At 52.6% G+C, this 16,893-nt stretch carries 18 protein-coding genes; 9 read left to right on the top strand and 9 right to left on the bottom strand.

Annotated features, from left to right (window positions below; all coding sequences use genetic code 11):
• Positions 1 to 188 precede the first annotated feature (188 nt).
• A complete protein-coding gene (gene fumC / locus AACY98_RS13675) occupies positions 189 to 1,577 on the top strand; it encodes a class II fumarate hydratase (RefSeq protein WP_339805888.1) in 1,389 nt (462 codons plus the stop codon).
• A 268-nt stretch (positions 1,578 to 1,845) separates the two neighbouring features.
• Positions 1,846 to 2,202, top strand: a complete 357-nt coding sequence (locus AACY98_RS13670) for a hypothetical protein (protein ID WP_339805885.1) — start codon at positions 1,846 to 1,848, stop codon at positions 2,200 to 2,202.
• Between the two features lie 168 nt (positions 2,203 to 2,370).
• Here AACY98_RS13670 and AACY98_RS13665 read toward each other — a convergent pair whose 3' ends face one another.
• Positions 2,371 to 2,526, bottom strand: a complete 156-nt coding sequence (locus tag AACY98_RS13665; protein WP_162615326.1) for a hypothetical protein — start codon at positions 2,524 to 2,526, stop codon at positions 2,371 to 2,373.
• A gap of 246 nt (positions 2,527 to 2,772) precedes the next feature.
• Positions 2,773 to 2,913, bottom strand: coding sequence for a hypothetical protein (locus tag AACY98_RS13660; protein WP_162615325.1), 141 nt, complete (start codon positions 2,911 to 2,913; stop codon positions 2,773 to 2,775).
• Positions 2,914 to 3,118: 205 nt separating this feature from the next.
• Between AACY98_RS13660 and rimO the strand changes: the two genes are divergently transcribed.
• The 3 genes from rimO (at position 3,119) to AACY98_RS13645 (ending at position 6,190) form a co-directional block, all read left to right on the top strand.
• Entirely contained in the window at positions 3,119 to 4,483 is a 1,365-nt protein-coding gene (gene rimO, locus AACY98_RS13655; RefSeq protein WP_423817578.1) for a 30S ribosomal protein S12 methylthiotransferase RimO, read from the top strand.
• Positions 4,484 to 4,576: 93 nt separating this feature from the next.
• Positions 4,577 to 5,323, top strand: a complete 747-nt coding sequence (locus tag AACY98_RS13650) for a helix-turn-helix domain-containing protein (RefSeq protein ID WP_339805881.1) — start codon at positions 4,577 to 4,579, stop codon at positions 5,321 to 5,323.
• Positions 5,324 to 5,401: 78 nt separating this feature from the next.
• Entirely contained in the window at positions 5,402 to 6,190 is a 789-nt protein-coding gene (locus AACY98_RS13645; RefSeq protein ID WP_339805879.1) for a DUF6714 family protein, read from the top strand.
• Here the strand turns inward: AACY98_RS13645 and AACY98_RS13640 are convergent.
• From AACY98_RS13640 to AACY98_RS13620, 5 genes are all read right to left on the bottom strand, one after another.
• The gene (locus AACY98_RS13640) at positions 6,182 to 6,592 is read right to left on the bottom strand and encodes a cupin domain-containing protein (protein WP_339805877.1); all 411 of its coding nucleotides are present in this window, start codon (positions 6,590 to 6,592) and stop codon (positions 6,182 to 6,184) included. The two genes, AACY98_RS13645 and AACY98_RS13640, sit on opposite strands and share 9 nt — an antisense overlap.
• A gap of 106 nt (positions 6,593 to 6,698) precedes the next feature.
• Positions 6,699 to 7,490 (bottom strand): alpha/beta fold hydrolase, encoded by a 792-nt coding sequence (locus AACY98_RS13635; protein ID WP_339805874.1) that lies wholly within the window; start codon positions 7,488 to 7,490, stop codon positions 6,699 to 6,701.
• Between the two features lie 162 nt (positions 7,491 to 7,652).
• Entirely contained in the window at positions 7,653 to 8,912 is a 1,260-nt protein-coding gene (locus AACY98_RS13630; protein ID WP_339805872.1) for a CaiB/BaiF CoA transferase family protein, read from the bottom strand.
• Positions 8,913 to 9,080: 168 nt separating this feature from the next.
• Positions 9,081 to 10,289, bottom strand: a complete 1,209-nt coding sequence (locus tag AACY98_RS13625; RefSeq protein WP_126980361.1) for an acyl-CoA dehydrogenase — start codon at positions 10,287 to 10,289, stop codon at positions 9,081 to 9,083.
• A 119-nt stretch (positions 10,290 to 10,408) separates the two neighbouring features.
• Positions 10,409 to 11,629: an MFS transporter gene (locus AACY98_RS13620; RefSeq protein ID WP_339805867.1), complete on the bottom strand. Its 1,221-nt coding sequence runs from the start codon at positions 11,627 to 11,629 to the stop codon at positions 10,409 to 10,411.
• On the opposite strand from AACY98_RS13620, the gene AACY98_RS13615 reads away from it, so the two are divergent.
• Together AACY98_RS13615 and AACY98_RS13610 are read left to right on the top strand one after the other, a co-directional pair.
• Positions 11,630 to 11,872, top strand: a complete 243-nt coding sequence (locus tag AACY98_RS13615; RefSeq protein ID WP_339805865.1) for a hypothetical protein — start codon at positions 11,630 to 11,632, stop codon at positions 11,870 to 11,872.
• 49 nt (positions 11,873 to 11,921) lie between these two features.
• The gene (locus AACY98_RS13610) at positions 11,922 to 12,869 is read left to right on the top strand and encodes a LysR substrate-binding domain-containing protein (protein ID WP_126980359.1); all 948 of its coding nucleotides are present in this window, start codon (positions 11,922 to 11,924) and stop codon (positions 12,867 to 12,869) included.
• Between the two features lie 136 nt (positions 12,870 to 13,005).
• Here the strand turns inward: AACY98_RS13610 and AACY98_RS13605 are convergent, their stop codons facing one another.
• Positions 13,006 to 13,821 (bottom strand): family 1 encapsulin nanocompartment shell protein, encoded by an 816-nt coding sequence (locus AACY98_RS13605; RefSeq protein ID WP_126980358.1) that lies wholly within the window; start codon positions 13,819 to 13,821, stop codon positions 13,006 to 13,008.
• A gap of 60 nt (positions 13,822 to 13,881) precedes the next feature.
• Positions 13,882 to 15,018, bottom strand: a complete 1,137-nt coding sequence (locus AACY98_RS13600; RefSeq protein ID WP_339805861.1) for a Dyp-type peroxidase — start codon at positions 15,016 to 15,018, stop codon at positions 13,882 to 13,884.
• Between the two features lie 328 nt (positions 15,019 to 15,346).
• Here AACY98_RS13600 and AACY98_RS13595 point away from each other — a divergent pair, with 328 nt between their 5' ends.
• On the top strand, positions 15,347 to 15,865 hold the full coding sequence (locus AACY98_RS13595) for a chorismate--pyruvate lyase family protein (protein WP_339805860.1): 519 nt from the start codon (positions 15,347 to 15,349) through the stop codon (positions 15,863 to 15,865).
• A 181-nt stretch (positions 15,866 to 16,046) separates the two neighbouring features.
• Positions 16,047 to 16,649, top strand: a complete 603-nt coding sequence (gene gstA / locus AACY98_RS13590; protein WP_126980355.1) for a glutathione transferase GstA — start codon at positions 16,047 to 16,049, stop codon at positions 16,647 to 16,649.
• Positions 16,650 to 16,893 lie beyond the last annotated feature (244 nt).

Below are 16,893 nucleotides of genomic sequence, written 5' to 3'. Positions count from 1 at the left end.
TCCGTGGGTTGTATGGTTATTGACGATTCAACACGCGGGCCGCTTTTCAGCTAAAACAATGCTGGCATTGCGATGACTGGTGCCGCATTGGAGAGAAAACCAGCCGGCGTGTATAGTAGCGCATGAAACATTTGCTATTTTGACAAACTTTGTGCCTGGCAGTTTGAGCCAGCACAGGAGACGCACTGATGAATACGAGAATTGAAAAAGATACGTTTGGGCCGATTGAGGTTCCTGCTGACCGGTTGTGGGGGGCACAGACACAACGTTCACTGCAGAATTTTAAGATTGCCGGTGACCGTCAGCCGCCGGAGGTGATCAGGGCGCTGGCGCAGGTGAAGCGCTCTTCTGCGCTGGTTAATCATGCGCTGGGCCTGCTGGATGAGAAAAAAGCCCGGGTTATTGTGACCGTAGCCGACGAGATTATTGCAGGAGAGCATCCGGAGGAATTTCCGCTGGTGGTATGGCAGACCGGTTCTGGTACGCAGACCAATATGAACGTGAACGAGGTGATTGCCAACCGGGCCAGTGAACTGCTGGGGGGGAAACGCGGCGAAGGCCGCCTGGTGCACCCCAATGATGATGTAAATAAAAGCCAGTCGTCCAACGATGTGTTTCCCACCGCCATGCATGTGGCGGCGGTGGATGCCATCAGTCACAAGCTGTTGCCGGCGATAGATGTGTTGCATGCCACGTTAAAAGCCAAATCTGAGGCATTTGCCGGTATTGTGAAAATCGGGCGCACCCATTTGCAGGATGCCACGCCTTTGACGCTGGGGCAGGAGTTTTCGGGCTACGTGTCGCAACTGGAACACTGCAAGCTGCATATTGAGCTGACGCTGAACCACCTGTGCGAACTGGCGCTGGGCGGTACAGCGGTAGGTACCGGGCTGAATGCGCCCAAGGGCTATGCTGAAGCCGTAGCCAAAGAACTGGCCGGGCTGACGGGCCTGCCTTTTGTAACGGCACCCAACAAGTTTGAGGCGCTGGCCTCCAACGACGCGATGGTCAATGCACATGGCGCGCTGAAAACGCTGGCTGCCAGCATGATGAAAATTGCCAACGATGTGCGCTGGCTGGCCAGTGGGCCGCGTTGCGGCATTGGCGAGATCAGCATTCCGGAAAATGAGCCGGGCTCATCCATCATGCCGGGTAAGGTGAATCCGACACAAAGCGAAGCGGTCACCATGTTGTGCGCCCAGGTGTTTGGCAACGATGTGGCTATTAATTTTGGCGGTGCATCGGGTAATTTTGAGCTGAATGTGTTCAGGCCGATGGTGGCATGGAATTTTATTCACAGCGTGAATCTGCTGGCAGACGGCATTGTGAGTTTCAATGAGCATTGCGCGGTGGGCATTGAACCGAACCGCGAACGCATTGCTGATTTGCTGGAGCGTTCGCTGATGCTGGTGACGGCGCTGAACCCCCATATTGGTTATGACAAGTCAGCGCAGATTGCGAAAAAAGCGCACAAGGAAGGCAGCAGCCTGCGCGAAGCGGCGCTGGCACTGGGGTATGTGACAGCTGAGCAGTTTGACGCCTGGGTGAAGCCGCAGGACATGGTGGGTGGCCGCTAATAAGCCTGTATTTGAGAACCGCTATCCGATGGGGCGCAATGTCCGGTTGCTGCCCCATTGTTGTTTTGGTATGTTGGGGCATATGATTCTGCACCCAACATAATCATTCAAGTTTGAGGGGGCAGGACTATACACCACAGAAGATCGCCTTTATCTGGTTAAACAGTTTTTACGAAAGTTCTCTGAAAAAACACACTACAATCCGGATAAATTCACTGCAATATAAGTGGCTGCTAAGTGGCCCTCTACACCCATTTGTGTTTAAAAAATGCTTTCATTTATTTTCGCGATCATATGGTTCGGTCTCCTGTTTACGCTCGTTTGGCTAATTAACAAAACGTCGAAGAATGGGAGTTATGGTTTTGGTGCATTTTGTGTCACACTTTTTTTTATATTGACTGGTGTTTTGATAAAAATTTACGCCAGGTTAGGTGGGGATCTGGATACTGGTGGATTGCGTTGCCTGGGTAGAGATTACTTCAACCCTTGTGAAGCAGAACGTTTTGTCGTTGATGGCGCAGACCTTTCATTCTTTGGCTCCATCGTGATCGGCATAGGTGTCATCATCCTGGCGCTTCTTGTCATACGGTATGTAATGGTATTTATATTTTCTTTTTTTAAATAAAACGCCATCAACAGTTAACTTTCTCTTGTCACTGGATGGAAAGGGCCCTGTAAAAAACGGGTTCTGCGCCAGAATGGTGACAATATGGGCAGATGGCAAATATCAGCCTAGACAATAAACAGATAAGTATGCAGTTGCCAAAGAATACTGATAAAGACAGTCAAGGGTTTACTTTTTAATGATCATCCAGACGATCACGGCGACAACCACGATGACTGCACCGGTGATGAGGAGCCTGACCAACGGGTTGCTTTCATCATCGTTTTTGCGACCCAGCGAAAAAATATCGATGAAAAAATCGATGATCCATTCGATGATAGACATGGTCTCGTGTTCCTTTGGTTGGCGGTTGGTATGCGCAGCGTATTTATGACACTTTATTGATGATAAGAAAACCGGCGGTGGTCGCAATGATGGCCGTGATGAAGATAGGCCACCAGGGCGAGCGCGATGTGCTCCTTGCCAACCAGCCCAATGGCTTCACAATGCAGAAATAGAAAAGCTCAACGATGAATGCGCACAGTATTTCACCCATGAATGTTTTGTACTTGCCTGTATGTTTTAGGTGTCTTAAATAAACTTCAATACCACCATGCCGATGACAAGAAGCGCGGCCAGAACCAGCATGAGTTTAAAGAAGAAGGTTCCGGCTTTTCCCAGGGGTTCTGTTCTGTTTTTTTTAGATAAAAGCTCTGGTAAGAGTTCAATCATTGCAAATTCTATCAAAGTTTCATGTAATTAAATATATATTTATATGTAAATATAACATGTAAATTTTGAAAAATCCTTAAAATAGATGGAGGTGGTCAGGATTGGTTTTCGTGGTTTTAAACGATGAGCCGGCTGGGCTGCATGGAAAAATGGCTACAATGCAAAGCAACGTATCAGCTGATTATTCCCACGTATGAACAACAAAGTGCCAAATCCTGTGCCAAGTATTGGCTGGGTGTCTTTAGGCTGCCCGAAAGCCCTGACCGATTCCGAAGTAATCCTGACGCAACTGAGTGCCGAAGGGTATGCGACTTCGCCCAGTTTTGCCGGGGCTGATCTGGTGATTGTGAATACCTGTGGTTTCATTGACGATGCAGTGAAGGAAAGTCTGGATACGATTGGCGAGGCGCTGGCCGAAAACGGCAAGGTGATTGTGACGGGCTGCCTGGGCGCGCGCACCAACGATCAGGGCGGCAACTGGGTGAAAGAGGTGCACCCCAGCGTGTTGGCTGTGACCGGGCCGCATGCACTGCAGGAGGTGATGGATGTGGTGCACGAGCATCTGCCCAAGCCGCATGACCCGTTTACCGATCTGGTGCCGTCGCAGGGTATCAAGCTCACGCCCAGGCATTATGCGTATTTAAAGATCAGCGAGGGATGTAACCATCACTGCACGTTCTGCATTATTCCGGATTTGCGTGGCACGCTGGTGTCGCGCCCGATTGGCGATGTGCTGACCGAAGCGAAAAAGCTGTTTGACGCCGGTGTGAAGGAACTGCTGGTGGTAAGCCAGGACACATCGGCCTATGGTGTGGATATCAAATACCGTACCGGCTTTTGGGAAGGCCGCCCGGTGAAAAGCCGCCTGCTGGAACTAGTGCAGACGCTGGGCGCGCTGGCAGAGCCTTATGGCGCGTGGGTGCGGCTGCATTATGTGTACCCGTACCCCAGTGTGGATGAAGTGATTCCGCTGATGGCGCAGGGGCTGGTGTTGCCGTATCTGGATGTGCCGATGCAGCACGCGCACCCCGATGTGCTCAAGCGCATGAAGCGCCCGGCCAGCGGCGAGCGTAACCTGGAGCGGATTCAGGCCTGGCGCAGCATGTGCCCGGAAATTGTGATTCGCAGCACATTCATTGCCGGGTTTCCGGGTGAGACGGAAGCCGAGTTCCAGTACTTGCTGGATTTCATGCACGAAGCGCAGATTGACCGCGCCGGCTGTTTTGCCTATTCGCCGGTGGAAGGTGCCAAGGCCAATGAATTGCCGGGGCAGTTGCCGCAGGAGGTCAGGGAAGAACGGCAGGCACGCTTTATGGAAGTGGCCGAAGAGGTTTCGGTGAGCAAGCTGCAAAAACGCATTGGCGCCACGATGCAGGTGCTGGTAGACCATGCGCCGGGCCTCGGCAAAAAGGGCGGCCGTGGCCGCAGCTATGCCGATGCGCCTGAGATTGATGGTGTGGTGCATTTGCTGCCGCCGGAAAAAATCAGCAAGCGGCTACATGTGGGCGAATTTACCAAAGCGGTGATTGTGGATGCGCAAGGGCACGACCTGATTGCCAGGCCGATTTGAGGCTGTGCTGTCACGAATGCAGTGTTGGCAGGGAACGGTGGTGTTGTATGTGTATACAATGAACACCATCTATTCTGAATAATAACGGGTGCCATGTATTACCGCTGCGGGCAGTTGGAGCTGATTCATCTGCAGGACTGCCATGTTGCTTATCCTGAGCATAACCACGCTTGCACATTCACGGTGGGAATGGTTCTGGCTGGCGGGGTTATGCTGGAACACCGGCAGCAGGCACGCAGGATTTTACCCGGGCAGATGTTCTGGATTGCACCGTATGAAGTGCACGCCATCACGCCTGTATCTGCATATGACATGCTGTCGTTGTCGGTTCATGTCGACCTGATGCAGCAGGAACATATGCCCACTGTTGTGGGCGTGTTGCAGCAGGCGCTTTCATGTGTTTTTAAGCATGGCCATTTGCAGGCTGGTTGCATTGAACGGTTCAGGCAGACGCTTGAAGCGATATGCGCATGGCAGCAGGTGCATTTGCATACGCCTGAACTTTTGCTGAAAATGAAGCATTTGCAGCAAAGCGCCGAGGATGCAGAAATGGGGCTGGAGCGGTTGGCTGTGCAAGTGGGTATGAGCAAATACCACCTGATCAGAAAGTTTAAGCGCGAATGCGGGCTGACGCCGCATCAGTTTCAGATTCAGGGCAAGGTCAGAAAGGCCCAGCGCCTGCTGGAGCAAAGTGGTTCCATTGCCGGTGTTGCGCAGGATGCCGGGTTCTATGACCAGAGCCATCTGACCCGGCATTTTAAACATCTGTTAGGATTAACCCCCTGCGCATATAAGCGGGTCTTCATACCAATCAGGTTATCAACCGGATATCCGGAGTAATACAGCTTAGTCAAGTGGACATGGTTGTATTTCGAGTGGGTATGTGGAGGTCAAGGATTTTTATCCAAGGGGATTTATATGCCGATGAGTCTACCGCAAGGTATGCAGATGTACTTTCAGAAGTTTGCATTAGGGGAAATGCCTTACAAAGCGTTTGACCAATGGCTATGCTCTCATGCTGCGCAGTTAGAGGAGCATATGGCAGATGAAGCATATTTGAATCTGATATCGACAAATTTCAATGTGTTTGAAGAACGTTTATCAGCTCGAAGGCTGGTTGCGAGTGTACTTCAAGAAAAAGAAATGACATCATGGATAAAAGAGTTAGAAAAAAAAGTTTCTCAAACACTTAAGCAGATAGAGCAGGTATTTCATGGTGTTTCCAGAGAAGGGGGCATTTCACTTTCTCAGGCAGGCGTTTTGGATAAGGGTGGTGCGCATAATGAGTTTGTATCTGTAGCTTTGTTTGATGTGGATAAGTGCTGGCAGGATGTTCCCGACAGTGAGATCGTGCATCATGCAGAAGCGTTGCTTTTTCTAGATGAAATAGGGATACGCTATTATCTTCCCGCATACATGGTGTTTGCATTAAAAAATAGTGGTGTAGAAAAAGGGGCTACCAATATGGATTTTTCATGGTCCATACATATGATTTTGGTTACTCTTTCCTCACCATGTCAAGAAAGAAATGAGCGCTTCCAACTTTTTTCATTGCAACAAAAAGAAGTGGTCTGTCAATTTCTTGCGTTAATGATGATACATCCAATTGGTATAGGCGCTGATTACCATGAGGCTGCCTATACAGCCATGACCACGTATTGGAAGCGTTTTTACAAAGAGAGCGAAGGGTTCAAGCTGTCAACATAACGCAGGCATGAATTTGGCAAGCAGGTACAGGCCGTTTTTTTCGGCAATCACTTCGTGCGGCTGTTTTGCAGGTAAAACAGCCAGTGTGCCGGGGCGGTAAGTGATCTGCTTGCCTTCGGTGATGCATTGGCCGGTTCCGGCGATGACTTCATGTGTTTCCAGTTGTGTTGGGTGCGTATGCAGCCCGATGCGTTTGCCCGGCGCGATGCGTACCAGGTGGTAGCTGAATTGCCCGTGGGTATGCGCAGCGGTGATCAGGTGCTTGAGTTCAACGCCGTCAAACTGTGGGTGTTTGTGCCACGGCAGTGCAGCGCAGTCTGTGGTTGAATCGGGTGAGTCGGGTGAATTGGGCAGATGGCATTGGCCTGTGCTGAATTGTTCAAACAGGTTTTGTGTTTGCATGTAGGTGCCTTTCTGAAAAATGGTGTTTTCCAGTGTAGGCACGCACTGCGGTTTGGGATTGTACAAAATTGCGCTTTTGGCAATTGAATTGAAAACGCCCCCAAATTCAGGTTTTTGTAACAGGAGGCGCAATGAAATCCATTACCAGTTCGGTGAATTGTTCGGGAACCTCAAGGTTGACGAAGTGCCCGCTTTCTGAAAGTTCTACATAACGTGCGTTGTGCATGGTTTGTGCCATGGCGTAGGCTTGTGCGGCAGGAATCAGCGGATCCTGCCGGCCGGTGATCCACAATGTAGGACACTGGATTTGCGTAAGTGCATTGCTGCGGTCAAATGCCAGTTGGGCTTGCAGTGCCAGTTGGTAAATACGCGGATGGATGTCGCTCATGCAGCGCATGGCAAGCTCAACGCCCGCAGCATCGGCCTGGGGTGCGGTATAAGAAAGCAGCATGCGGCGTGCCAGTTGCGGCATGGTCTGTCCGCCGTTCAACGCCTGTGCGCTGTGATCCTGCAATGTTAGGTGGGCTTCGCGCGCATTGCCTTTTACCGCTGGCAGGGTGGCTGCCAGGATGAGTTTATCAACCAGGTCGGCACGGCGCAAAGCAACTTCCAGTGCGATCATGCCGCCAATGCCATGGCCTAGCAATACCACCGGGCGCTGCTGTTCATGTTGCAGCGCTTCAATCAGCTGGATGCAACTGCGTGCCATGGTCTGTACCGAATATGGTTCCTGCGGCACGCTGGCCGCATAACCGGGCATGTTCCATGCAACAGAGCGCCAGCGCAGGTTGGCAAAGTCTTCCGACTGCGGGGCAAAGCTCTGCGCTGTGCCGCATGCATCGTGCAGCATCAGAATGGTAGGACCGGAGCCCAGCAAGGAAAAGGTGGGAAGGCGCATGGAGATGACCCGTCTGCTGAAAATAATTAGATGAAGGTCAATATGGAATATTCAACCCCTGCTCTAAGGAGCGTGTTTTTGGGGAGAGGTCTGTGCAGGGTTCTTCCATACGCATGTGATAGAAAAATGCAAACATGCGTATGGAATGTATAAGCGGGTTGACTAACCGACGATGGCCTGGCTTTTAAGCTGTGCAATGGTGTCTTTGGATATGCCAATGGATTGCAGTACTTCGTCGGTATGCTGCCCCAGCGCCGGCGGGGGTGAGCTCAATACCGGCGGGGTATCGCTCAGGCGTACCGGGCTGGCCACGGTGTAAACCGGTGCGGTGGTGACGCCATCGACCTGGGTGGGCGGCAGTTCTACACGCAGACCACGGGCCTGCACCTGCGGGTCTTTGAACACGTCAGACATCTGGTTGACCGGGCCGCAGGGTACGGCTTTGCCTTCCAGCGCGTCAACCCACTGCACCGTGGCTTTGGTGCGGGTGACGTCCGAGATCATCGGCACCAGTACCTCACGGTTGATGACGCGTGCCTTGTTGGTGGCAAAGCGTTCGTCTTTGGCCCATTCGGGTTTGCCGATCACGCCGCAAAAGCGTTCAAACTGGCCGTCGTTGCCTACAGCGAGCAGCATGTTGCCGTCTGCGGTGGGGAAGGTCTGATACGGTACGATGCTGGGGTGCGAATTGCCCTGGCGCACTGAGTCGCGCCCGGCGTTGAGGTAGGCCGATACCTGGTTGGCCAGAATGGCGGTGGAAACGTCCAGCAGCGCCATATCGACATACTGGCCTTTGCCGGTTTTGTGGCGCGATTCCACTGCTGCCAGAATGGCTGTGCTGGCGTAGATGCCGGTGAGGATGTCAATCACGGCCACACCGGTACGCATTGGGCCACCGCCCGGGGCATCATCGGGCTGGCCGGTGATGCTCATGAGGCCGCCGGAAGCCTGAATCAGCAGGTCATACCCGGCGCGCGGCGCGTAAGGGCCGGTCTGACCAAAGCCGGTGATGGAGCAATAGATCAGGCGCGGGTTGAGTTTTTGAAGGCTTTCGTAGTCCAGCCCGTATTGTTTCAGTCCGCCGACTTTGTAGTTTTCAACGACGATGTCGCTTTGCTTGGCAAGTTCGCAGATGAGTTTCTGGCCTTCTGGGGTGGAGATGTCCACCGCGACAGAACGTTTATTGCGGTTGCAGCACAGAAAGTAGGTGGCAAGCTGGGTCGGATCGCCGTTTTCGTCGGCAATGAAGGGAGGGCCCCACTGGCGCGTGTCGTCTCCCACTTTGGGTCGCTCGATTTTGATTACATCGGCGCCCAGATCGGCCAGTATCTGGGTGCACCAGGGGCCGGCCAATATGCGGGAAAGGTCTAAAACGCGCAGTCCTGCCAGTGCAGAACCGGAGGCGGCGGTAGAAGTTGTCATGCCTTGTCTCCAATCAGATGATTGACCAGGCTAACAGCAGCCAGCCAGACGATATTGGAACGCGGACTGCCTGCCTGTATGTTTGTTATGGATTCGGTTGCGCTTCAAGGGGCATGTGCCCCTCAAAGTTCAGCAGGGCACTTTTGCAGCGCCCTGTTGTCAGCGGTTTCAGTTGGCAAAAGCCGCGAGGCCGGTTTGTGCGCGTCCCAAGATCAGGGCATGGATGTCGTGCGTGCCTTCGTAGGTGTTGACAACTTCCAGGTTGACCAGGTGGCGCGCAACGCCGAATTCGTCAGAGATGCCGTTGCCGCCCATCATGTCGCGTGCCATGCGTGCAATGTCAAGTGCTTTGCCGCAGGAGTTGCGCTTGAGGATGGAGGTGGCTTCCACCGAAGCGGTGCCTTCGTCTTTCATGCGGCCAAACCGCAGGCAGCCTTGTAGCGCCAGCGCGATTTCGGTTTGCATGTCGGCGAGTTTTTTCTGGATCAACTGGTTGGCTGCCAGCGGGCGGCCAAACTGTTTGCGGTCCAGCACATACTGGCGTGATGTGTGCCAGCAGAATTCAGCCGCACCCAGAACACCCCAGGCAATGCCAAAGCGGGCGCTGTTCAGCGCGGTGAAGGGGCCTTTGAGGCCACGGACTTCGGGGAACGCGTTTTCTTCGGGGCAGAAGACTTCGTCCATGACGACTTCGCCGGTGATGGAGGCTTTCAGGCCGACTTTACCGTGGATGACGGGAGCGGACAGGCCTTTCCAGCCTTTTTCGAGGATAAAGCCACGGATCGGGCCGGTGTTGCCTTTTTCGTCAACTTCCTTGGCCCACACCACAAACACGTCGGCAATCGGGCTGTTGGAGATCCAGGTTTTGGCGCCGGACAGTTTGTAACCGCCAGCCACTTTTTGGGCGCGGGTCACCATGCTGCCGGGGTCAGACCCGTAGTCGGGCTCGGTCAGGCCAAAGCAGCCGATGTATTCGCCGGTAGCCAGTTTGGGCAGGTATTTCTGTTTCTGGGCTTCAGAGCCGAACGCGTCAATCGGCACCATGACCAGCGAAGACTGTACGCTGAACATGGAGCGGTAGCCGGAGTCGACACGCTCGACTTCACGGGCGATCAGGCCGTAGGCAATGTAGTTCAGGCCAGGGCCGCCGTATTCTGGGGCAATGGTCGGGCCCAGCAGGCCCATTTCACCCATTTCACGAAAGATGGTCGGGTCGGTTTTTTCTTCACGGAACGCCATCTGTACACGCGGCATCAGTTTATCTTGTGCGTAGGCTGCAGCGGCATCGCGAATCATGCGTTCTTCTTCTGTAAGCTGCTGGTCAAGTAAAAAAGGATCGTCCCACTGAAATGTGGCGTGCTGCGTAGCGTTAACCATAAAAAGTCTCCATTTATTTTTTAAACATAACCGGATTGGCCATACCGCGGCCCCAGTCTGTAACCGGCAATAATACCGCTTATTCTCTTTTTTGGCAAAGCAGGGGGAACAACTGGTTCCTAACTTGCTAAGGTTTTTGCAGGCACCGGTTTCCAGCAGGTCCAGGCAATGACAATGGCAAGGCACTGCATGGCAACGATACTGGCAACAGAGCCTGGCCAGCCCCAGGCTTCAAACGCCAGCCCCGCCAGCCAGGCGCCGATGGCACCGCCCGAGTAGTATGACAAATTGTAAATGCCTGAAGCCAGTGAGCGGCCTTCATCCACATTGGTTGCAATAAAGCCGATCGAGGCTGACTGGCAGACGAACACGCCTGACGAGCAAATGATCAGGCCGAGAATGACGACCGTTAAAGAGGGAATGAGCGTGATGCAGATGCCTGCAGATGAGAACACCAGCGCCATGATCAGCACTCGCTGGCTGCCCAGCTTGCTGATGAGTCGCCCGGCCAGTGGTGTGACGAAAACGCCAATCAGGTAAACGGCAAACACATTGGCAAGCCCGGCGGTGCTGAGGTTGAAGGGTTCGTGGTTGAGCACGAAGTTGATGTAGGTGAAGCTGGCCACCAGCGAATACAGTACGCAGAACCCGACGGCGCAGGCAGCCAGCAGCCGCTTGTTTTTAAGGTGATGCGACAGCGTGACCAGACCGGCATGAAAGTTGGTGCTGGGTTTGAACTTTTGTGATGGCGGGAGTTGCTTGAACACCATGATCACGCCCATCAGGTTGATGGCTGCCAGCACCAGGAATCCGCCACGCCAGCCAATCCAGTCGCTGACGTGCCCGGTAATGAAGCGGCCACTGAAGCCGCCCATCACCGTGCCGCTGACATAGGCCGTGGTGATGCGGGCGATGTTGGTGGGCGGGAATTCTTCTGCAATATAGGCCATGGTGACCACAACGATGCCCGGCACTGCAAGCCCCTGGCAGAAGCGGAACAGCATCAGCAGATACAGGTTGGTGCATAAAGGAATCAGTGCGGTGGGAATGGTCAGCGCGATGAGTGCAAAACACAATACGTTTTTACGTCCGATGCGGTCCGACACCAGTCCCATGAAAGGTGATACAGCCGCCATGGCAAACAGGGTGACGCCCACCACCATGCCGGCCTGGGTGGCCGTGGTGTCAAAATCGGCTTTGATCATGGGCAGGATGGACTGAATGGCGTACACATCCAGAAAAGCAAAAAAACCGATGAACCAGATAATGACCGGGGAGGCGGTCGCACCTGGCAGGGGTCCTTTGAACAGTGATGAGCTTTTGAGTTTTTGCAAAAACATATGGATCAGGGCCGTGTATGCGGGGGATATACAGTGCAATGGCCTAAACATTCTGAGTGCTTTGGGGCTATTGCCGACGCCTTGGGGGCTGTTAATCGTACTCTTGCTGCCAAGGGAGAGGAAAACGGTCAATCATTTCAAGCCGCCATTGAGCTGTTGGTACGAGCAGTTCTGGCATGGAAAAAGAGCCCTGAATTTCCGCATTCAACAGGCAAAATGATACGCCAGATAGCCAACTATTGAGGAAAATCATTGTATAGGCCCTGCTGGCATTGCATAATAGAGGGCATCTATGCGTAGAAATATCCCATCCACTCAAGCTTTATTATGTTTTGATGCGGCTGCCCGGCATGAAAGCTACACGCGCGCAGCCCAAGAGCTGGGGCTAACCCAGGGCGCCATATCCAGGCAGATTGCATCACTGGAGCGGTTCATGCAGATCCGGCTGTTCCGCCGTACGCGCCATGGCGTTGAGTTGACTGTGGCCGGAAGAGATTATGCTAACCTGGTTGCTGCCAGGCTGGGGGCGCTTGAGCTCGATACGCTGGATGCCATGGCTTATCAGAGCGGCATGGCATTGAATCTGGCAACCATGACCACATTTGCGACCACCTGGCTGATTCCACGGCTGGGGTCTTTGAAAGCGTTGTTCCCGGAAATGGTGATCCATATGGATGCCTTTTCAAAGCCGTTTTTGTTTTCCCAGACCCGGTTTGACGCCGCGCTTTTCTGCGGAGAGCCAGAGGTGATGGATACCTGGTCGGGGGTAACGACCACGCTGCTGATGGAAGAAAAAGTGGTGCCTGTGTGCAGCCTGGATTACATGGCCGAGATTCGGGAGCGCATCGGCAATCGCAGGAAGAAGATGCTGGAACCGGCTGATCTGATCGGAAGCAACCTGTTGCAGATTACGTCGCGCCCGGATGGCTGGCGGCGCTGGTTTGTTGCACAGGGAACGATACCGCCGGCACAGCCATTCTCCACCCGTGGCCCGCGTTATGAATCGTTTGCGATGATTGTGGCCAGTGCCATTCATAACCTGGGGGTGGCGTTGGTGCCGGAACTGCTGGTGGCAGAGGAATTGCAGGAAGGTAAGCTGATCAAAGCCTGTAAAGCCAAGCGCTGGGGCTACCGGAATTATTACCTGGTGGTGCCTGAGCAGCACCAGAAAAGTAAGATTTTGCAGCGTTTTCAGCAATGGCTGCAAGATGAATTGAAAGCGTATTCCGAGCAAAAATAAGCGTCTTTTGCCGTGCTGACCCATCGTGGATCATGCTCAGCGGGCAAAGGCTCATGCTGCTGGACAAAATAAAACGGGGCATCAATGCCCCGTTTCACTTTTCATAGACCTGAAAAATTTTCAGAATTGTAGGCACTTATTTTTTGCGCGGTGCGGCAGAATTAATCGCCACCACAGCCTCACTGGTCAGCAGGCGGAACACCAGCGTTTCTTCCAGGTACAGCTTGACGCTTTCATCGGAATGGCTCTGGTAGCCAATGGACAGATCGCGCCCCAGGCTGAGTTCAAAGTCACCTCCGCGCATCGACAGGATGAATGCGCCCTGAATTGCCGGAGCCCAGACGATGTCTGCCGGAACCAGGCGGCGAATGTGGCTGATGACCGGATAGCCGTCGTCGCTGGCTTCGCTCAGGCGGGTGTAGGCTTCAGCCCCCATGACGATGACGTATGGGCCTTCCACGCCGGCTAAGCGCAGCTGTTTCAAGGCCGCAGCAATCACATCGGGGTAGTCGTCTGCGTCGTTGGGCAGTGTCAGCACCGGGTTGGAAGTGCCGGCGCGCATGCCTTCCATGCCCCCGTTGGAGAAGCCTTCAAAAACGATGCGGTCTTCTGCGTAAGCCAGTTTTTCGGCGGCATCTTTGGCAGGCTGCCAGTCGGAATCGTCTGATCCGCGCTCGACCGCATCAATGTCTTCGCGGTTCAGTGTGAAGGGCACACGGAGCTTGACCAGTGGCAGAACCTCATGCTGATAGGTGATCACTTCTTTATCCGAGGTTTTCAGAGGCTTGAGGTGCCCGGTGCCTACCGAAGTAAATTTAGCGCCGTGCGGGCCATTGATGTCAACCACGCGGCGTGCGCCCAGGTTGCGCTTGAAGGTGCGAACAACTTCTTCTTCAATTTGCGCCCAGGCTTCATCGGAAACAGGTGCAAGTTCTCTGTGCAGATTATTCATATTCATTCTCCTTGTGCGCAAAGGCTTTAGATCAGTTAATCTTGTTTTGAACAACGTTCATCAAATATTTTGCGGATTTTGCTTCAGCGACCCTATGCTCAATGAGCCATCAGTATTTTTGGATGCAGAGGCCGCAGAGGCTGCCGGTGCGGCAGGCGCCACAGGGGCAGGATTTTCTGCGACATCTTCGGGTGTAATGATTGGTGCTTCTGTCGGTGTAATCGCTTGCGACTCGCGCTCGGCCAGGCTCTCCAGCAAAGGAACTGAAGGAATAAAAAACAATGTGCCCGTGATCGCGGTGCTGAAATCCAGCAAACGGTCGTAGTTCCCCGGTGGATCGCCAATGAACATGTTGGACAGCATGCGTTCAGTGACTTCAGGGTTGCGAGCATAGCCTAAAAAATAGGTGCCAAATTCGCCTGTAGAGGGGCTGCCAAAAGGCAGGTTGTCACGCACGATTTTCAGTTCGTTGCCATCTTCATCTGCAATGTTGGTGACGGCATTGTGCGCGTTGGCAGGTTTGACGTCGTCGTCCAGTTCAATATCGTCAAATTTACGCCGGCCAATCGCGCGCTCCTGCTCCTCAACAGGCAGCTTGTTCCATTCATCCATGTTGTGCAAGTATTTCTGCACAATCACATAGCTGCCGCCCGAAAATTCCGGGTCTTCTTCACCCACGACAGCAAATTCGTAGGCTTCATCGCCGGTAGGGTTCTCTGTTCCATCGACAAAACCCACCATGCTGCGGGCGTCAAAGTAGCGAAAGCCGTGCACTTCATCAACCGGCTCAACGTCACCGCCGAGTTTCACCATGATCTGGCGTGCCAGTTCAAAACACAAATCCATGGTGTTGGCGCGCAGGTGGAAAAAGATATCTCCAGGCGTTGACGGCGCCGTATGTTTATCGCCCCGGTATTCAGGTAAAACATGCAGTTTGGCCGGACGGGGTGAGCCAAATAAACGGTCCCAGGCGTTGGAGCCAAACCCCATAATTGCTCTGACACTGCGGCTGGCGTCGCGCAGATTGGCGCTTCGGATCAGTGCCGCAAAATCTTCGCAGAACCCCCTGACCGCAGAGGCGCTTTCAGGTCTTTGTGCAATATTGAGCACAATGAAAATGGCATGTAACCCGGCCGGGTCAGTCACTGGCTGATGCTCGTTTGCAATGGATGGTTGTGCAGTATTTGTTGTACTCATGATGTTTGAGGCTTCTTTCATATTGAATTTTCAGCGCAACGGCCATAATGGGCAGCATGAATTATTCTGACTTTATGCCGCCATCGTGTTTGAGTTTAACGTCTATGCACAAGTCCTTGTTATTCAGGCTAAGAGCCCGTTGAATGTGTGTATGTATTTGTCTTGGTATTTGCCCTATTTGGCCGCTGCTGCATCATAAATATAATAAAAGCATTGAAGTGCTGCCGGAAAATTATCAGTGAGCATGGTGCTTGTTGAGTGTAGCCATGAGGTGGGCTAGGGTATAAATTCGGGTGGCACAATCAAACGGTTTTAAATTGGTAATGGAATGATGGATATTGGTTTGGTCAGTTGGCAGCAGGAGGTTCCTCGTCACTTCACATCTAAAATCAAAAACCTGGCGGTGCAACAATCCTTGACAGGCATGCTGAAAAAAAGGCCACATGCTTTTTCAGTGCAGTTGCTGGCCTTGAAAGCAGATAAAGCCACTGAGCATGGCATATTTTCGCAGGAGCATTCCACATGGATGCGGGAAGTTTTTTTATGCCTGGATGGTGTGCCTGTGGTGCAGGCGCGCAGTGAATGCCTCAACGTACCGGACTCACCGTGGCTGAGCATGCTGGATCGGGGAGAGTCACCCTTGGGACAGACATTGTTTGGCACACAAGCCCCCACTTTTCAGAGAACCCCGTTTGAATACAACGCAGAGCCCTTGTCCGTCCCGATTTATCAGCAGTGCTGTACGCCAGACGCATTACGTTATTGCCGCCGTTCTGTGTTCCAACTGAACGGACATGCATTGTTAATGATGGAATCATTTTTGCCGCAGATTGAGCACTTCATGTAAAAAAACAAGCGGTTTGTTGTAATAACATCAAAGATAAACATTGCGGTGTTTGCGGGTGTTCCTCATAGGGCTGACAATCGCTATCGGCTGGTATACGATAGAAGCTTATTGATGTAAAAAACGGGGAATCTGCCCTGTCTTGTAAAAAGTAAAGCCACTGAGAATTAAAAGGAAAATGATCATGAAACTTTATTATTCACCGGGAACCTGTTCACTGGCCTCATCTATCGCGCTGCATGAAGCAGGCCTTCCGTTTGAGCTGGTATTGGTTGACCTGAAAACACATAAAACCAAAGCCGGCGAAGACATGTATGCCATTAACTCCAAAGGCTATGTACCTATCCTTGAACTTGATAATGGCGAACGTCTGACAGAAGGCGCTGTTATTCTGCAATACATTGCCGATCAGGTTCCGGGCAAAAGGCTAATGCCTGAGGCGGGTTCCATGCCACGTTACCGTGCCATGGAATGGTTGAACTACATTGGCACAGAAGTACATAAAAGCTATAGCCCCTTGTTTAACGCCTCTATGCCGGCAGAAGCCAAACAGTTTGCCATAGACAAATTGTCTGTGCGCTTCAAATGGGTGGATGCGCAACTGGCAGGCAAACAATACCTGATGGGTGATGCTTTCTGTGTTGCCGATGCTTACCTGTTCACTGTGACCCGTTGGGCGCCAGGTTTGAATGTTCCGCTGGACCATTTTTCAAATCTGAACGAATATATTGACCGGGTGAAAGCACGTCCGGCAGTACAGGAAGCGCTGAAAGCTGAAAAGCGGTAACCTTTCTTATTTCCAATTGACAAAAGCCCCCGCTAAGGGGCTTTTTCTTTTTCGGGAGCGTTGAGAGGGAGAATAAGGCACCGGAGGGAATAGCATAGTAAAAGTCAGGGAGAAGATAGTCACTTGACAAAGATGAATGAAGGGTGCTATAGTTCATGTCTTCGCTGAATTACAGCGCAGCTGCAAGGCGTGATGAGAGGAAGGCTCCCTGATGAAAAGTGAGGGGGCTTTTTAATCGGTTAAG

This window comes from Saezia sanguinis (assembly GCF_963921665.1).
Taxonomy (GTDB): domain Bacteria; phylum Pseudomonadota; class Gammaproteobacteria; order Burkholderiales; family Burkholderiaceae_C; genus Saezia; species Saezia sanguinis.
Note: the sequence above shows the minus strand (reverse complement) of the source record. Positions and strands in the feature narration are given on the sequence as shown.